A 16,874-nucleotide genomic window follows, 5' to 3' on the forward strand; every position below is an offset into this window, starting at 1 on the left:
CATATCATTCACATTTTCGTCAAAAAAATTATTTGCGTCACCCCTTATCCTATGCTTATCCATTTTGCTTCGTGTCGTTCATAGTCTAGCCAACCTTGTAAGTACACGGTGACGAGGGGAGGTTGTCCTCGTTAATGGCGGCAAAAGTGGATGAGGAACGATTCGTTTTCCTATGGTGTCTCCTAACAACAAAAAAGAGCATCCCGCCAGATCCAAGATCTTTTGGGACACCCTTTGCTTCAACACTTTTATCTTTATTTGGTTAACGCCGTATTTCCTTCCTTTCCCCGAAACCGTTTCATCACGACAGATACGGTATCAATAAGGGTAATGACCACAATGATGTAAATGAGTCCGTCCCTGGATCGATCCCAAATTGATTTTACGGTCTCATACGCTTCATCTCCCGGTGTTACGAGACCGGCTTGAACGAGCTGATCCATGAATGTCGGATTCCAAATCGTCATATCGGAGAACAAGATCACGGCAACGATAACGGAAGCAACGTTAAATATGACATGCATGACGGCGAGCTGCGGCGTCCACTTTCTTGTGATTAATTTCATGGCTTCATTGAATATGCTGAAGGCGGTAAGAAGCCAGATCAGCGGCAAATACTTGGCAAAGACAGCCTGTTCAAACACCGGAATGGCGATCGAGTTTTCATCGAATCGATGAACACCGATCAGGTTAATGGAAAACGTGAACAGGACGAAGAACAGCACGGAAAACAGGATGCCCAGCACCGGCTCGATCGGTTTAATCCGAGCGGCTGGTTCCGGAATTGCAGGTAAATCGGATGGTTTCCATGGGCCTTTGGAGACTTGGCGTGCACCGCGGTATTCGATATAGGCAAAGATAACGGTAACCCAAGCAAACCCGTGGATACCCACGCTCAGCAGGGAGACGAAGTACTCCAGAAGCTTCTCGGCGGTGGGAGCCGTGCTTGCAAAGAAATCAACAATGTAGACGATGCCAAGAGCGACGACGACCGAGTACAATACAATCCGCAGAACAGCCCAATAACTGTCAATCAAACCGGGACCAATGAGATAACGCTCTCTCCCTCTGTATCTTGCTGCCATTTCCCCGGGTGGCCCGAGCTCGAACAGAACCTGTTCCACATCTGCAATGCTTGCGATCTCACCGCCGGCTCTCCGGTCTTCCAGCATGTCTTCGATGAGTCCGTGAAGTTCCTTTTCAATCTCGGCCCTTTGCGATTCGGGCAGCTTCTGCGTCACCGCATAAATATACCTGTTAATCAGATCCATTACCTGAGTCCCCCTTGTCATCAACAAGTCCCTCCAGACTAGTCATCATATCCTTCCATTCATGGTAGAGCTGCCGATATATATCCTTGCCTGTCTGACTTATGATGTAATATTTCCTCGGACGAGCTTCATTCGTATCCCACTCGCTATCCAGCAGACCTTGTTTCTCCAATCGCCGCAGCAAGGGATACAGGGTACCCGCTTCCACGCTGATCCCCTTCTCCTGCAATATGGTCACCAATGAATATCCATACTGAGGTTCCGACAACTGGCTGAGAACACCAAGAATGATGGTTCCTCGCCGAAGCTCCTGCACCAAACTGTGTAGAATGTCTTGATCCTCTGACATATCATCATCTCCTGGAAATCATTATACTGTATGCCACACACTAATGTATATAGTCAAATAATAATTATTAACAATTATTTTTCGTTTAATACAAGTTGCAAGGCTGCTAAACCAGGCAGCAGCCCACGTTGAGGCCTGCCCTTTCATGTAAAAAAGGTTATCCTACAGTCGGGACAGTCCCAGACCATAAGATAACCTTTTTATATACTCTCATCTCATTTACACATTCCAAGTGATGTTGCTTTGCTGTCAAACCTGCCGCTTTCGAAAAACTACACGATCTCCTGCGGTTCCTTGCCCAGCAGACCCAACATGCGGAGTCCATACTTGATCCCGTCTTGACCGACATCGCGGGTTATATGTCTGGCCGCCTGCTTGACAATCTCCGGCGCATTGCCCATCGCCACACCGTGGCCCACGTATGCCAGCATCTCCAGATCATTCAGATAATCGCCAAAAGCGATGGTATCCTCCAGATCGATGTGCAGCAGCTGAATTAATTGTTTGATCCCTTCGGCTTTGGATCCGCCGGATGGCAGCACATCGATTCCGTAAGGACCCCACCGAACGAAATCGAACCGACCTTCGAATCGGTTCACGTAAGCCGCTTCCTCATCCTCCGTGCAGAATACAATGGCCTGATAAATGTCTCTGCCCAAGTAATATTCGGGATCATATTCCGGAATCGCAAGTTTCAGTTCTCCCCAGCTGGAATCGATATGAACATGCTCGGTTACGTTCATCTTCATGGCTTCACTGCCGGCATATATGATCGGATGGTCAAGCTCCACGGCCTGCTCCGTCAGCTGCTGCAAGGCATCTTGCGCCAATGGATTTCCATATATCGGTTTGCCTTCATGAACCACATACTGACCATTCAAACAAACATAGGAATGGATACCGAGCTCCTCCCGCAGCTCTTCAAAATGATAAGGGGCACGCCCTGTCGCTATGGCGACGATGTGCCCGGCTTCCTTTAACTCTCGAATGGACTCCTTCGTTGTAGCCGGAACCTTCTTTTCATGATCCAGCAGCGTCCCGTCAATATCAAAAAATATGATTTTTTTGTTCAATGAAACTCGCCTCTCTTCCGTATATTCTAGCCAGTACCCATATTGTAAATGATGAAAAGCATTTCAGAGCAAGCCATAATTTCAGCAAGGTCGCTCGGACGCTTCCCGAACATGCATAAAAACCGCGCCGGTGCACGGTTTTCACGATATCAAATATGGATGAATTAAAGAGCCCGCCTATAACAGACGGACTTCTTCTGTGGTCTTTATTTCGCTTCCGAGCGAACCTCGTCGAGCATTTTATCATTAAATCCGAACAGCCAAGTCAGCACAAAAGTTAGAGCCATCGCGGTTACGTTGCACAAAATATAAAGTGGAAGCTGGCTGTTCAAGTATAAGAGCGTACCCGGAATAACGGTAATCGCCATACCCGTAGCCTCAAGCTGGAAGATGGAAGCCATGAAACCGCCCACGCCACCGCCGATCAAGGCGATAACGAACGGTCTGACGTAACGGAGGTTAACCCCGAAGATCGCAGGCTCCGAAATTCCCAGCATGGCCGAGAATGCTGATGGCAGGGATAACGCCTTTAGTTTTTTGTTTCTCGTCTTGAGTCCGACAGCGAGACAAGCTGCGCCTTGCGCTGCCATGGCACTTGTCACGATCGCATTAAACGGATTGCTTCCCGTCTTCTCAAGAAGCTGAATTTCAAGGAAGTTAAAAATATGATGCACACCGGTGACCACAATGATCTGGTTAAAGAAGCCGATCACAAGACCCGCAATGCCGAACGGCAGCTCCAGCAAGAAAGTCGTCACGTTCATCACGACCTCTTCCAAGGAGTGGAACACGGGTCCGATTGCGAACAGACCAAGGATGATCATAACGAGCAAGGTTAAAAATGGCGTAACGATCAGATCAATTGCTTCAGGAATGCGTTTTCTCAAAAATCTCTCGAATTTCGCGCCAAGGAGTCCGATGAAGAAGGCTGGCAGGACCGAGCCCTGATATCCGACAACCGGAATGAAATCGAAGAGCATGAGTGCTTCGGCCGAACCGTTCGCCACGCTATAAGCGTTGGGAAGAGCCGGGTTAACCAGCATCAAACCCAGCACGATACCGAGCACGGGGCTGCCTCCGAACACCCTGAATGCGGACCATGCCACCAATGCCGGCAAGAAAGCAAAAGCCGTATCCGTCAGTACCTGGGTGAAGAGCAGAAAATTAGGCGAGATATCATCCGGTACCGCTCCAAACCAGGCCAGGACGGTTTCTTGCGTCAATAATCCCCGTAATCCCATGAACAAACCTGTGGCGACTAATATCGGGATAATCGGCACAAACACGTCACCGAACGTACGAATCGCCCGCTGAAACGGATTCCCTGATTTTTTCGCCTCGGATTTCAACTCATCCTTGCTTGTGCTCTCCAGCCCAAGCGATTCAACCGCTTCAAAAATCTGATTAACGGTTCCTGTTCCGAAAATGATTTGATATTGGCCGGAGTTAAAAAAAGCGCCTTTAACCTTATCGATATTCTCGACCTTCTTCTGGTCTATCTTCTTCTGATCGTGAACCATAATTCGGAGTCTCGTAGCACAGTGAGCAAAGGAAGCAATGTTCTCCCTGCCACCGATGGCTTCCACTACCTGCCTTGCAATTTTCCGATTATCCGCTGCCATGTTCATTCATCCCCTTCTATATCTTTTACGGCTTGGGCAAGATCCCACTTCGTGACCTTCAATCCGGCGCTGCCGTTCTTTGCAAAAAATCGAATATGACGGCTGTCCTGCTTAGGAAATATCCGACTCGTAAATACCTCTTGGCCATCATTGACGAACACTTCTGCCGAAGAAATATCCACAAAGAGATGGAATTTGATCGAGTCTGCTTTGTTATGCAGCATACAGGTTCGTGTCGTTCCGTAATCACTCACAATCGTTGCACCCGATGATGAGCGATCCAGTTTAACCTTCTGCCTGACAGCGTCATACCAAATGACTGTGCGCTCCGTTTCGCCGGCTCGAAATTCAATGCCAACAACATCCGCTTCGATCGCATGGAACTCGCATATCATCTCGAATACGGTCCCTTCGAACCCTGTATAACTCTTCACCTCGCTGTATAACGTATCCGCTGCTTCCATGGCTGTCCCACGAAGAGTTTCCAACTCGGGGACCGGCTGCTGAATCAGCTTGCCCTCACGGAAAGTGAGCACACGTGGAAGAGTCAAACAATGCGCCCAGCCATGCGAGTCCGTTGGATAGACGACCTCCGGCAAACCCATCCAGCCTACCATGATGCGCCGGTCCTTCTCATCCAGCATAGTCTGCGGTGCGTAGAAATCAAAACCTCTGTCCAGTTCGTAAAAGGGGCCGTGTTCAAACTCCAGCGTACCCCGATCCAGCGGTTTGCCCGAGATGTAGCCGGATTGGTAAATGTTCCGGAATTCGTCGTTTTGCGGACTCAGCCCCTGCGGTGAAAACAGCAGCACGCCCTGTCCTTCCAGTTCAAAATAATCGGGGCATTCCCACATATAGCCGAAATGTCCGAGACGGGTTTGGATTTCCCCTTTGCATTTCCAATCCAGCAAATCCGGTGATTCATAGACAACAGCCGTTCCTGTCTGATCACCCCTCTGGGCGCCGATGACGAACCGGAACAGGTCTTCGTCTTTCCATACCTTCGGATCCCGGAAGTGCTCGGTATATCCGTCCGGCACACGGTCAATCAGCGGTTGATCGAATTTCGTAATGGTGCCAACGCGGTCCATCACCGCCATGCATTGATAAGAATGCCTGTTCCATCCCTCATCCCGGGTATTCCCGGTATACATCAAATACAGTTTGTTGTCTTTCACGATCCCACTTCCCGAATAGGCGCCATATGCGTCAAACGAGTGCCCGGGCTCAATGGCAATGCCTTTGTTTTGCCAGTACACCAAGTCCTTGGAGGAGGTGTGGTACCAGTATTTCAAGCCGTGAAACGTACCCAGAGGAAACCATTGATAGAACAAGTGATATTCCCCGTTATAATAAGAAAATCCGTTGGGGTCATTCAACAAGCCCATGATCGGCTGTATGTGAAACCTCTGCCTCCATTCGCTTTGTTTTGCTTGCTCCTTTAAGGAGGAAATCTCTTCGGGAGAGGCCTGATCCAGGCGTCGGTATATACGTTCTCTGTCCATGTCTCTTCTCCTTGTAAATGGGCTTTCTAATAGCATCAAACGGATCATGCTGTGCGTGAACATCAGCCTGATCCAATTGCAGTGGAACCGGTTCCAACTCAAGGTAAAAATAATGAACTCAGCTCCAATACCAGGCAAAAGCAGTATTGGAACCGGTTCCGTTTTTTTTCAGTATAAAATACCTAATTTAGATTGTCAACGCTTTCCCGATGAATCATATCGCAATTCATGACCGTCAGGAAATCCACAGGCTCGTCGTTGACCAGCTTTATAATATGCTGAGCTGCGAGGTGGCCCGCTTGGGAATATCCATATTTAACCGTTGTCAATCCGGGATGAATCACTTCGGTTACGTCGTATCCGCCAAAGCCGGTAACGGAGAGTTCGTTGGGAATATGAATGCCTCTCATGTGCGCCGCTTTCATCACGCCCAGCGCAATGTTGTCAGTAGCGCAGACCACCGCAGTAGGCATCGTTCGGTTTTGCTCAAAAATAGCCAAAGCCTCCGCAACTCCATCCGACATCTTAAATCCACTTTCATAGAAAATCGCTTCCACCCCGTCATACTCGCTTAACGCCTTCAGAAACCCTTCCTTCCGCTGAACTCCGACAGCAACGTCTTTTTCCGTCACACCGATATAAGCTATATGACGGTGTCCCTTGGACAGCACATATCGGCCCATGTCATAGCCTGCGGCATGGTCGTTATAAATCATGCTGTGGACCTCCTTATGCTGTTGTCCGAGCAGAATGACGGGAATGCTGATCTCTTTAATCGCGGCAAGATGTGTTTCCGTCACCTGGGTGGCGAATAAAATAATGCCAGATATTTTTTGCCTAGCGAGATCATACAGCGCTTCAATCTCCCTGGATAAATCCTGGCTTGCATTGATGATGAGAAGCTGATAACCGTGTTTCCTTAATTCTTCATCCATGCCGGCAACGGTCTGCGATGCTGAGAATGAATCCAGACGCGGCACAATGGTGCCGATCATGCTGGTTTTTTTCGCTTTCAAGCTCTGTGCGAACGAATTCGGAATATAGCCAGTTTCCTGAATGACCAGCTCAATCTTTTGGCGTGTCGCATGACTGACGGAACCTCCGTTTAAGAAACGGGAGACCGTGCTTTTGGCAACTCCGGCTTTTTTGGCAATATCTGCAATCGTGTTCTTCATTCGGCGCTCCCGGGAGCCGCTTGCGGCGCTGCACCGAACGGATAAACCTCCGCAGCTCCTTGCTCCGCCACACAACAGGCAATGATTCGTTTGTGCATGAATCTCTCCCCTTCGATTTCACTTTTTCCTAACTATAACATGACGTCTGGGCATCCGTGAAATGCAGACTTCACCCCGAGCATTTGATGGGCAATACTTTTCTGCGTTCCAGACTCTAGCGAGGAACGAAGCGATTCAAAGGGGGATTCTCCATGCAAATCCCCTTTCGGGACGCGCAAATGGACCGTGCCTTATCCCGTTATTACATGGTTACTGTTAGGCTTGCACGGTTCGCTCAGCCGATTCGACGGTATGCTTCAGCAATGTAGCAATCGTAACGGGGCCAACACCGGCAGGTACTGGTGTAATTGCGGATGCCAACTTCGCGCAGGCTTCGTAATCGCAGTCGCCGATATTGCCTGGATTATAGCCGGCATCCAATACGACGGCTCCCGGCTTGATCCAGTCCCCTTGAATGAAATTAGGCTTGCCTACGGCCGCAACCACGATATCTCCCTGGGACACAATCTCCCCAAGGTTCTTCGTTCTCGAGTGGCAGATCGTAACGGTAGCATTGCGATTAAGCAGCATCAACGATACCGGCTTACCCAGAATCGGACTGCGTCCGACCACCACGGCATGCTTCCCTTCGATCGGCAGATCATAATAATCCATAATCGCAATAATCGCGGCAGGCGTACAAGACGGGTAATCGGCAAAACCAAACGCATTTTGCGAGAAACCGAGCGTGGTTACTCCATCCACGTCTTTTTCAATATCAATAGAATCAAAAGCCGCCCGTTCATCGATATGATGCGGTACCGGATGCTGCAGCAGAATGCCGTGGACATTCGGATCCTCGTTCAGCTCTTGGATCGCGGCAATCAGCTCTGCTGTCGTTGTCGATGTCTCCAGTACCACTTTCTTGGATAGGATGCCAAGCCGCTCGCAAGCATTTCCCTTCATCCGCACATAGGTCGCCGAGGCAGGATCATCGCCAACCAGAATCGTTGCCAGACAAGGCGTTACCCCTTGCTGCTTCAATTCCTGTACCTTTACGGCCAGCTTGGCCTTGATATCGTCGGATACCTTTTTTCCATCCAAAATTACGGGTTCCTTACTCATGCTAATCCGCTCCTTCGCCATTGTATTTAAAAAACATAAAGAGGCAAGGCGACTTCATCGTCTCCTTACCTCTTGCCCAGGCGTACGGCATATGATCCTATGTGCTCCCTCTTGGTACCCCAAGCTACGCCAGTAACACATAGATAACTTTTTTTAAATATACCACGACTTTGGACATCGCGCTACCGATTATGAAACTGACTATTTTAAATCGTAATCTTTTTGATTAATTTATGGGAATCACGTATGTTGCTGATGGTACAAGCATAGAATGTCCTAAGATCAAATCGCTCCAGGAGGCCCAAAATGAAATATCCGGTAATCTTCAGAATGCTGCCCTTCATGATTCCGCTTGTCTTCGTGATTCCGGTCTTGACGATATGGCTGCAGAAGGATTCAAGTCTAATCTCAAGCCATGACATACAGCAGGTAAAAACCATCTTTACGGGTATTTTCCTTGAGGCACTTCCGTTTGTGCTGCTTGGGGTGCTAATGTCGTCCCTCCTGCAAATGTTCGTCAAAGAACAGTGGGTGCGTCGTATCACGCCCAAAAATCCGGTCGTCGGGGTCCTGTTCGCTTCCATGCTGGGGATCATGTTTCCCATATGTGAATGCGGTATGATCCCGGTTGTCCGAAGGTTGATGCTCAAGGGGATGCCTGCCTACATCGCCGTAACCTTTATCCTCAGCGGTCCCATCCTGAACCCCATTGTGTTCGCTGCAACGATCATGGCCTTCCGCTCGCATCCCGAAGTGACGATCGGCCGGATGGGACTGGCTTTTGCAGTCGCGGTGACGGTAGGTTTGCTCGTCTATGTTTTTTCAAGGAGCAACCCGCTCAAGCGTTCTTTTCAAGAGTTTTCCGAACGGGATTCCGCCAATGGCGGACGCAAGCTGCATGAGCATCCCAAAACATGGAGAAGCATGTTTGTCCACGCCGGGGACGAATTGATTGAGATGGGCAAATACCTGGTTCTTGGCGCATTCCTGACGGCCTGCATCCAATCCTTCATTCCAAGGGAGGAGTTGCTGGCATTGGGGAGCGGTCCCGCCGCCTCTTACTTGTTCATGATGGGGTTTGCTTTCATCCTGTCCCTCTGCTCGACTTCGGATGCCTTTGTGGCATCGGCGTTCACGCACACCTTTACCGTAGGCCCGCTTGTTTCCTTCCTGGTGCTCGGTCCGATGCTGGATTTCAAAAGCCTGCTCATGCTGTCGGCTACTTTCAAAACCAAATTTGTGATCGGTTTAAGCCTGCTGGTGATGACACTAGTATTTATCGGCTCTGTAGCCGTTGACGCTCTATTGGGTGGTTAGCTGGCGAGAGAAGGAAGATTTGCGAAAAACCAAAAGGATTACCGAGGACCGTTTAGGCTCACCAGGTACCCGTTGAGATTGGAGATGATTGGGACCATGAAGTCCAGTTTGAGGATACGGATTCACTATATGCTCCGGTCGCTGCTAGTTGCGGCTCTCGCCGCTTATATCATGCACTTGAACGCTTCAGATTCGCTCGAATATTACTTAGCGCCTCATATGCAGACTCTGCTGCTTCTATGCCCGGTTCCGTTGTTGTTCATTGCATTCGGCATGATGTGGCATTCCCTTTCAGGTGATTCCGGAGAGGTGTGTGATTGCGAGCACCCCCTTCCTGCCGGCCTTGTCAAAAACGTAACGGTATACGGGCTATTCATGGTGCCGCTGCTGTTTGGCCTGCTCCTGCCGGACCAAGCCCTCGGCAGCGATATGGCTGCCAAAAAAGGCATGATCTACACCTATCCGAATCCCGATGTACGCCGTAAAACCGATGACCGCAACGCTTCCGTCTTTTCGGGCACGGATAAGCAATTACCCGAAGTTGATCAGGGATCACCAGAAGACCTCACATTAAACGAACGATTCGTTGCCAAGGACATCTATAGCGTGGAGTTTGCAGAGCTTGCCAAGCGCTTATATACGCTGCCCGTCATCCGGGTGGAACCGGACATTTTCTCGGAAACCGTCGGGGCCATGGATATGTATAAAGAGCAGTTTCAAGGAAAAGCCATCACAGTGCAAGGCTTCGTCTTCCGCGACGAACATATGAATGAGGATACCTTTGCCGTCAGCCGATTCCTCGTCATGTGCTGCACGGCCGACGCCGTCCCGTTCGGGGTTCTTGTGCGCGGCACGAATGCTTCGTCGTTCACGAATGACACGTGGGTTCAGATCGATGGCACAATCCAGATCACCACTTTGAACGGTAAAGAGACTCTGCAATTTCAAGCGGAGCAGATTCAGCCGATTGAGCAGCCTGCATCCCCTTACATTTTCACGAATCCGGACTCCGTCGCGGAGTTTGATGAACTATATTCGAATATAAAGATACCGGGAGGTAACAAATAAATGAACAAGATACCTGTTGTACTGATTAGCGGGTTTTTGGGAAGCGGCAAAACCACGCTGCTGCTCAGACTGCTGGCGTATGCCGCCAAGCAGCAGTGGAGAACCGCCGTATTAATGAATGAGATGGGCGAACAAGATGTGGATGGCGATACGGTCTCCGGCGAAATGCCCGATCTTCCGATTGAGAAGCTGCTCGACGGATGTATCTGCTGCACCAGGCGAGACGAGCTGGGTCAAGCATTACAGACCCTGTTCAATCAGAAGCCTGATCTCATATTTATCGAGACGACCGGGGTGGCGAATCCTGAACAGATCCTGGAGGATCTGCAGGATCCATCCCTGTCTGATCAAATCTCAATCCAGCGCAAAATCGCCTTGGCCGACTGCAGCAAATTTCTTGAATACAACAGCTTCTTCGCATCCAGCCGTGAACTGGTCCGCACTCTGAGGGGGCAGATTAGCTTCGCGGATATGATCATTCTGAACAAGGCAGGGGACTGCGACGAAAAACAGATCAACAAAGTCATCACCTCCATCCGAAAAATAAACACGACAGCAAGTCTGGCCGTAACCGACTACAGCCGGTTGGATGAGAATGAAGTGTTTACGTCGCTTCAGCTTCAGCCCCGGGAGGATGGGAGCCATTCGTCTCCATCTTCGAACCGGAGGCAAGGGAATCTTGCGGATCGTACGCAAGACAAACCGTTGACTGACGATCGCGGCAAGCATGGGCACGACGCCCCTGAGGGAACAGTCATTGACCTTGACCACCATAGCCATCAGCACGGAGAGGCGTCCGGGCACAGCAGCCCTTCCTTTACAGGCCTGGACACCTTGACATTATCTGCTCCATCCCCCTTTCCGCTTCAGATGAGCGTAATTGAAACTTTTCTCGCCGCTCTCGGCTCCAGCCTGATTCGGGCAAAAGGTTACATTCATCTTTCGACGAGTCCCTCTCTAGTTCAGTGGGCGGGTTCACAGCTTGAATGCCAACCCAGCACGCTGCAGCTGCAACTTGGCTATCTAACGCTGATCGGCCATCGTTTGAATAAAACGCGCATCGTCCAGGAGTGGGAAGACTTGCTAAGCGGCGTGGTGCAATGAAAGCTGGATGGTTGGTTGGATAGATAATAGATGTAAAAAAAGGAGGTCCTCAGAGGATCTCCTTTTTCGATATGCTTCTGATTAGTCCCGAGGATAATTCACTTCCATAATGTCCATAAAAGGAACCTTTGTAATGACGCCATTCTGTTTCATATGCACCTTCCCTGTGCGGGAATCCATTTGATCGATTTGTCCGCGGACCGCTTCTTCCCATCCCCAGACCGTCAGTACGATAACCGATTCCTCCTGGTATGCTTCCGTAAGCTGATTTCCGAGCTCTTCCAGTACAAACTCATCTCTAGTGGGTCTCTTTGGAACTTTTGCTTTTGCCATAACCTTGTCCTCCTGCTTTATGTTGTTCATGCGTCAGCATTACATTCTCAATGAAAACTGAACTTTTAATATAACTGAATTAGGAATCTACTTCCTATTATACATGAAATACGATTCAGAATACTTGGGCGCTCCTATGAATCAAATTAATTACAGCAGCTCTAATTGAACTTTACATCACGCAAGTTTGGAGGTAATTACATGAGCGAGAAAGAAAAAGCTGCACAGGGGCAGCTTTATAATGCGAATTATGATCCGGATATACTCGAAGAACGTAATTATTGCAAAACGCTGTGCTTTGAATATAACCAACTGCCGCCTACCCCATTCTCAGAGAGGCAAGAGTTATGAAAAAAATATTGGGCAGAACATCGGAAATGTTTAATATGGAACAGCCTTTTTGGTGCGCAGCGGAATGAAGGATTAGAATATGCGTATAAACAGGGAATAACTTTTTGAACTTTCCATGACAAAAATCCCCTTTAAGTAAACTGTAGCGCTCTTCTTCAGCACTGTGTACGAAAAGGGGATCATATTCTAGAAAACCTGATCATGTGGGAGATGTTAATCTGACATCATCAATACGCTCTGTATATCAAGAACGGCAAAGCCACTACAAGCGGCTCTTAAATGTTCGTAATTATTACGATTAATTTCATTCAAAAAAATATAGCCTTAAAGCGATAGCTCTTCGATGGCCATCCATGGCAGCGGATTGTGAAAAGTCGACCAATCCAGCTGCATTTCCTGATCGTTCAACAAACATTCGTCCAGCTTCTGTTCGATTTGTGTCTGTTCCATCCCAATCCCGATCATCACGAGCTCCGTCATCCGATCTCCCCAGACGCCATCCCATTTTCTCTGCACATCCGGCTCACTCTGAATCAGCTCCTGCTGCTCCTGCTCGGTTAAAGCAGCCACCCAATATCCTGCAGGCCCGAATTGAATCGAAGGACCGGCCTGACTTAAACTTGCCGCAACATCCTCACGTACAGCCAGCCAAGCGATCCCTTTTGCACGTACGACCTCTTCCGGCCAATCACTCAAAAATTCTGCCAGGCGCTCCGGATGAAACGGCCTTCTTCTCCGATATACAAAAGAGCTGATGCCGTATTCATCCGTTTCCGGCACATGCTCTTCCTTCTGAAGCTCCTGAATCCATCCGGGGGACTGACTGGCTTTTTCAAAATCGAATAAACCGGTATTCAGAATTTCCGTAGGAGCGACTTGTCCTTTCACGGTGCGTATGATTTTGGCGCTTGGCTGAAGCTTACGAAGGATGCCTTCCACCTTGGCCAATTCATCTTCGCTTACCAGATCGCATTTGTTTAGTAGCAGTACATCACACATTTCAATCTGGTCAATCAGCAGATCCACGACTTCCCGCGTATCCTCTTCGCCCAGCGCTTCCTTCCGATCAAGCAGGCTTTGGCCCGAAGAGAAGTCTTTCCAGAACCGGTTCGCGTCCACAACCGTCACCATGCAATCCAGCCGGGCAAGGTCAGACAACTGGATGCCGGACACCTCATCCGGATAGACAAAGGTCTGCGCAACGGGCACGGGCTCGCTGATACCCGTCGATTCAATGAGGATATAATCAAAACGGTTTTCCTGTACCAGCTTCTGAACTTCCTGCACCAGGTCTTCCCGGAGCGTGCAGCAGATGCAGCCGTTGGACATTTCGACCAGCTTCTCATCCGTTCGGGACAGACTCCCTTCCCCTCGAACCAAATCAGCGTCAATATTCACTTCGCTCATGTCGTTCACAATGACCGCTACCTTCAATCCATCACGATTATGAAGCACATGATTCAGCACCGTCGTTTTGCCTGACCCGAGGTAACCGCTGAGTACTGTAACTGGAATCCTATTGTTGTTATTCATGTCTTGAACTTCCTCCGTTTCTTAATCGTAATAATTACGATTTATACGGTATGATATTATATCTCCTCCATTAAATTGTCAATCCTTCCGTGCAAAATAACTTTCATTCAAACAAAATAAACCTCCGGCATTTGTCTGCCGGAGGTTTGTTTGATTTAAGATTTCACTACTTCTGGGCGACTGCTTGTTCCGCTGCCTGTTCATCGTCTTTATTCTCAGGCAACTCGCCGTCTTTCCAGATGACCTGTTCGCCGTAATCTTTTCCCCAATCGTACATCAACTTCAAAATTGGCATTAAGCTCTCCCCATAAGGCGTGAGCGAATATTCGACTCGAGGCGGAACCTCGGGATAAACCATGCGATGAACGAGCTGATCTTCCTCTAATTCACGCAGCTGATTGGTCAGCATTTTTTGCGTGATGTGGGGAATCATTCGGTTCAGTTCACCAAAGCGTTTAACGCCCTCCAAGCCAAGATGCCATAGGATGATCAGTTTCCATTTGCCGCCGATGACCGCCAGGGTTAACTCCTTATGGCAGTTTATTTCCTTCAGATTAATTCGCTGCTTGACCTCGTTTGCCATAATGCATCACCCCTTCATGCCTATAGTATACAACGGGTGCGGGCATATCAACAAAAGTGGAAAACATCACGTGACAGCACCTTACTCCAAATTGGCGTGCAGGCCAAACATTTGGTCCGAGTGGAGCTCACTCTTCTCCATTAATCTCAAGATAACCGCATCGAGCACGATCAGCATGCTTTGCTCAAACAATGAAGCCATCGGTTGAACGGTAACGAGAGTATCCTGATTCTGCTCCTTCGTTGTGCCCGGAAGCTGAACCATGGCATCCGACAGCTGACCGATACGTGATTCGGGCTTCACGGTTACGACCGCTACGGCCGACCCGATACCCTTGGCTTTCTGAGCCATCGCCACCAAGCTCTGCGTTTCGCCGGAGCCTGAACCGATAAGTAGTAAATCCCGCGCGCCGATGGCCGGAGTTACCGTATCGCCGACGATATGCACCTTATATCCCATCTGCATTAACCGCATGGCAAATGCTCGGATCATCAGACCGGATCTGCCGCCCCCTGCCAAGAAAATGGCATCGGATTGCTCGATCCGTTCAATCAATTCCTCGATCTGGACAGCATCAACCTGCTGTATGGATTCCGCGATTTCCTTGGCAACGACGGCTGCTTGTTGAAATATCTTTTGACTCATTCTGATTTAAGCCTGCTTCACAAGTTGGTTCATTTGAGCCGCTGCAACCTTCTTGTCCGTTTGGCTTGTAATTCCGCCGCCAACGATGACGAGATCGGGATTCGCCTGGATCACTTCAGGGAGCGTCTCGATTTTGATTCCGCCCGCAACGGCGGTCTTCGCATGTTTAACGACACGTTTGATCGCGGCCAATTCCTCGAATGAGTTTTTGCCTTCCGCCTGGTGGTCGTAGCCGGAATGAACGCAGATGTAATCGACGCCGAAAGCATCAATCTCCCGCGCCCTGCCTTCAATGTCCTTTACATTGATCATATCCACCATCACTTGCTTGCCTTGCTTGAGGGCTTCCGCCACCGCGCCTTTGATCGTGGAATCGTCGGATACGCCAAGCACCGTAATGATATCCGCGCCGGCTTCGGATGCTTTCATCACTTCATAACCGCCCGCATCCATAATTTTAAGGTCGGCCAGCACGCGAAGATGTGGGAACGCCTCTTTAATCGCTTTGACGGCATGAAGTCCTTCGTTAATGACAACCGGCGTGCCGATCTCCACGATATCGATAAACTCGGCTACCTCCGCCACGACTTCTTTTGCTTCCGGAATATTCACCAAATCCAATGCCAATTGAAGTTCCATATTGTCAATCTCTCCTTATGAGTGTATTGGTTAATAACAACACGATCATTGTAGAGTAGATAGTTTACTTTACGGAAGTACGTACTTATAAGTGAGATACTTACGTGGAAGTAAGTAATATGGAGGGACAAGGGTTTTCAGGTTTTCGTTTATTTACGAATTTCAGTTTAGATGCTGGTAAAAAACAATTAAGCCTGTTTGTTCACTTTAGCCCAGCCTTCGGCTGTGGTTTAATATGGTTGTCAGGCCGGACAAAATGATCGGAAAGGAGGCTGAACGAATTGATTCAGAATATGGAGGTGGCATCCGCATAAGCGGGTGTCACGTTTAAGGGAGCCCCTAATAGGGCTCCCTTCATTTGTAACCCAATCAAACTGGAGGAAACACGATGTCACATTCATGTAAACCAGCCGTTATCGTTGTCACCGGCGTCATGGCTTCCGGTAAGTCGACGGTAGCCCAGCTGCTGGCCGAGAAGTTTGAACGCGGAGTCCATTTGCGGGGAGACTCGTTTCGGAAAATGATTGTCAGGGGCAGGGAAGAAATGCTTCCGGATGCTTCTGACGAAGCGGAGCGTCAGCTTGCCTTGCGCTACAGGTTATCCGCCTCCACTGCCAGAACCTATGCCGAAGCCGGTTTTCATGTCGTTCTGCAGGACGTCATTCTCGGCCCGGCGCTGCAACAAATAACCGAAATGCTAAACGGCCTTCCCGTCTTCGTTGTTGTGCTGAACCCATCCGAGAATGCCATCAGCGCACGCGAGTTGATTCGTGACAAAAAAGGCTACGGGGTATGGACCATCCATGAGTTGACCCGGCGGTTGACCGACGAGACGCCGAGAATTGGCCTGTGGCTGGATACCTCCGATTTATCTCCTGAAGAAACGGTTGAAGAGATTTGGAAGCGGATGTGGGATGAGGGGCAGATCCGTTAACATAAACCCGGTATCATTCTTGACAAGGCTTCCTGGTAAAAAACAATTAAGCCTGTTTATTCACTTCATTCCCGCCGCCAGCCATGGTTTAATATAGATGTCCGGCTGGACCAAATGATCGGAAAGGAGGCTGAACGAATTGATTCAGAATATGGAGGTGGCATCTGCGTAAGCGGATGTCACGTTAAGGGGAGCCCTGTATAGGGCT

General features: G+C 49.2%; 17 protein-coding genes and 1 riboswitch. Of the genes, 5 read left to right on the top strand and 12 right to left on the bottom strand.

All coding sequences use genetic code 11. The features are described from left to right. Positions 1–254: 254 nt before the first annotated feature. The 7 genes from PLA01S_RS19730 to PLA01S_RS19760 all read right to left on the bottom strand — a co-directional run bounded on the left by PLA01S_RS19730 (position 255) and on the right by PLA01S_RS19760 (position 8,159). Positions 255–1,271, bottom strand: a complete 1,017-nt coding sequence (locus tag PLA01S_RS19730; RefSeq protein ID WP_127593661.1) for a hypothetical protein — start codon at positions 1,269–1,271, stop codon at positions 255–257. Beyond that, complete coding sequence (locus PLA01S_RS19735) at positions 1,258–1,620, bottom strand: PadR family transcriptional regulator (protein WP_127593662.1); 363 nt, start codon at positions 1,618–1,620, stop codon at positions 1,258–1,260. The genes PLA01S_RS19730 and PLA01S_RS19735 overlap by 14 nt, the downstream gene beginning before the upstream one ends. Before the next feature lie 272 nt (positions 1,621–1,892). Then, on the bottom strand, positions 1,893–2,693 hold the full coding sequence (locus PLA01S_RS19740; RefSeq protein WP_127593663.1) for a Cof-type HAD-IIB family hydrolase: 801 nt from the start codon (positions 2,691–2,693) through the stop codon (positions 1,893–1,895). Between the two features lie 206 nt (positions 2,694–2,899). After that, positions 2,900–4,321, bottom strand: coding sequence for a sucrose-specific PTS transporter subunit IIBC (locus PLA01S_RS19745; RefSeq protein ID WP_127593664.1), 1,422 nt, complete (start codon positions 4,319–4,321; stop codon positions 2,900–2,902). Beyond that, a complete protein-coding gene (locus PLA01S_RS19750) occupies positions 4,318–5,820 on the bottom strand; it encodes a glycoside hydrolase family 32 protein (RefSeq protein WP_127593665.1) in 1,503 nt (500 codons plus the stop codon). Before PLA01S_RS19750 ends, PLA01S_RS19745 begins: the two co-directional genes overlap by 4 nt. 182 nt (positions 5,821–6,002) lie before the next feature. Beyond that, entirely contained in the window at positions 6,003–6,995 is a 993-nt protein-coding gene (locus PLA01S_RS19755; protein ID WP_127593666.1) for a LacI family DNA-binding transcriptional regulator, read from the bottom strand. Positions 6,996–7,310: 315 nt separating this feature from the next. Then, positions 7,311–8,159, bottom strand: coding sequence for a bifunctional 5,10-methylenetetrahydrofolate dehydrogenase/5,10-methenyltetrahydrofolate cyclohydrolase (locus PLA01S_RS19760; RefSeq protein WP_127593667.1), 849 nt, complete (start codon positions 8,157–8,159; stop codon positions 7,311–7,313). Positions 8,160–8,226: 67 nt separating this feature from the next. Next, positions 8,227–8,306, bottom strand: a riboswitch (ZMP/ZTP riboswitch). Between the two features lie 159 nt (positions 8,307–8,465). On the opposite strand from PLA01S_RS19760, the gene PLA01S_RS19765 reads away from it, so the two are divergent. The 3 genes from PLA01S_RS19765 (at position 8,466) to PLA01S_RS19775 (ending at position 11,648) form a co-directional block, all read left to right on the top strand. Then, entirely contained in the window at positions 8,466–9,476 is a 1,011-nt protein-coding gene (locus tag PLA01S_RS19765; RefSeq protein ID WP_127593668.1) for a permease, read from the top strand. Between the two features lie 96 nt (positions 9,477–9,572). Further along, positions 9,573–10,544, top strand: coding sequence for a TIGR03943 family putative permease subunit (locus PLA01S_RS19770; RefSeq protein WP_127593669.1), 972 nt, complete (start codon positions 9,573–9,575; stop codon positions 10,542–10,544). Next, positions 10,545–11,648 carry a CobW family GTP-binding protein gene (locus PLA01S_RS19775; RefSeq protein WP_127593670.1) on the top strand — a complete coding sequence of 368 codons (1,104 nt, stop codon included), beginning with the start codon at positions 10,545–10,547 and terminating at the stop codon, positions 11,646–11,648. An 81-nt stretch (positions 11,649–11,729) separates the two neighbouring features. On the opposite strand, the gene PLA01S_RS19780 is transcribed toward PLA01S_RS19775, so the two are convergent. Next, entirely contained in the window at positions 11,730–11,981 is a 252-nt protein-coding gene (locus PLA01S_RS19780) for a YolD-like family protein (RefSeq protein WP_090908448.1), read from the bottom strand. Positions 11,982–12,182: 201 nt separating this feature from the next. On the opposite strand from PLA01S_RS19780, the gene PLA01S_RS19785 reads away from it, so the two are divergent. Then, positions 12,183–12,332: a maltose acetyltransferase domain-containing protein gene (locus PLA01S_RS19785; protein WP_127593671.1), complete on the top strand. Its 150-nt coding sequence runs from the start codon at positions 12,183–12,185 to the stop codon at positions 12,330–12,332. A 324-nt stretch (positions 12,333–12,656) separates the two neighbouring features. On the opposite strand, the gene PLA01S_RS19790 is transcribed toward PLA01S_RS19785, so the two are convergent. The 4 genes from PLA01S_RS19790 to hxlA all read right to left on the bottom strand — a co-directional run bounded on the left by PLA01S_RS19790 (position 12,657) and on the right by hxlA (position 15,732). Beyond that, positions 12,657–13,865, bottom strand: coding sequence for a GTP-binding protein (locus tag PLA01S_RS19790; protein WP_127593672.1), 1,209 nt, complete (start codon positions 13,863–13,865; stop codon positions 12,657–12,659). A gap of 166 nt (positions 13,866–14,031) precedes the next feature. Continuing rightward, positions 14,032–14,448 carry a winged helix-turn-helix transcriptional regulator gene (locus PLA01S_RS19795; RefSeq protein ID WP_127593673.1) on the bottom strand — a complete coding sequence of 139 codons (417 nt, stop codon included), beginning with the start codon at positions 14,446–14,448 and terminating at the stop codon, positions 14,032–14,034. 81 nt (positions 14,449–14,529) lie between these two features. Beyond that, positions 14,530–15,093, bottom strand: a complete 564-nt coding sequence (hxlB, locus tag PLA01S_RS19800) for a 6-phospho-3-hexuloisomerase (protein ID WP_127593674.1) — start codon at positions 15,091–15,093, stop codon at positions 14,530–14,532. Positions 15,094–15,099: 6 nt separating this feature from the next. Then, positions 15,100–15,732, bottom strand: coding sequence for a 3-hexulose-6-phosphate synthase (gene hxlA / locus PLA01S_RS19805; protein WP_127593675.1), 633 nt, complete (start codon positions 15,730–15,732; stop codon positions 15,100–15,102). 388 nt (positions 15,733–16,120) lie between these two features. On the opposite strand from hxlA, the gene PLA01S_RS19810 reads away from it, so the two are divergent. Next, complete coding sequence (locus tag PLA01S_RS19810; RefSeq protein WP_127593676.1) at positions 16,121–16,666, top strand: AAA family ATPase; 546 nt, start codon at positions 16,121–16,123, stop codon at positions 16,664–16,666. The last annotated feature ends 208 nt before the right edge of the window (positions 16,667–16,874 follow it).

The organism is Paenibacillus lautus NBRC 15380 (genome assembly GCF_004000945.1).
GTDB classification, from domain to species: domain Bacteria; phylum Bacillota; class Bacilli; order Paenibacillales; family Paenibacillaceae; genus Paenibacillus_AQ; species Paenibacillus_AQ lautus.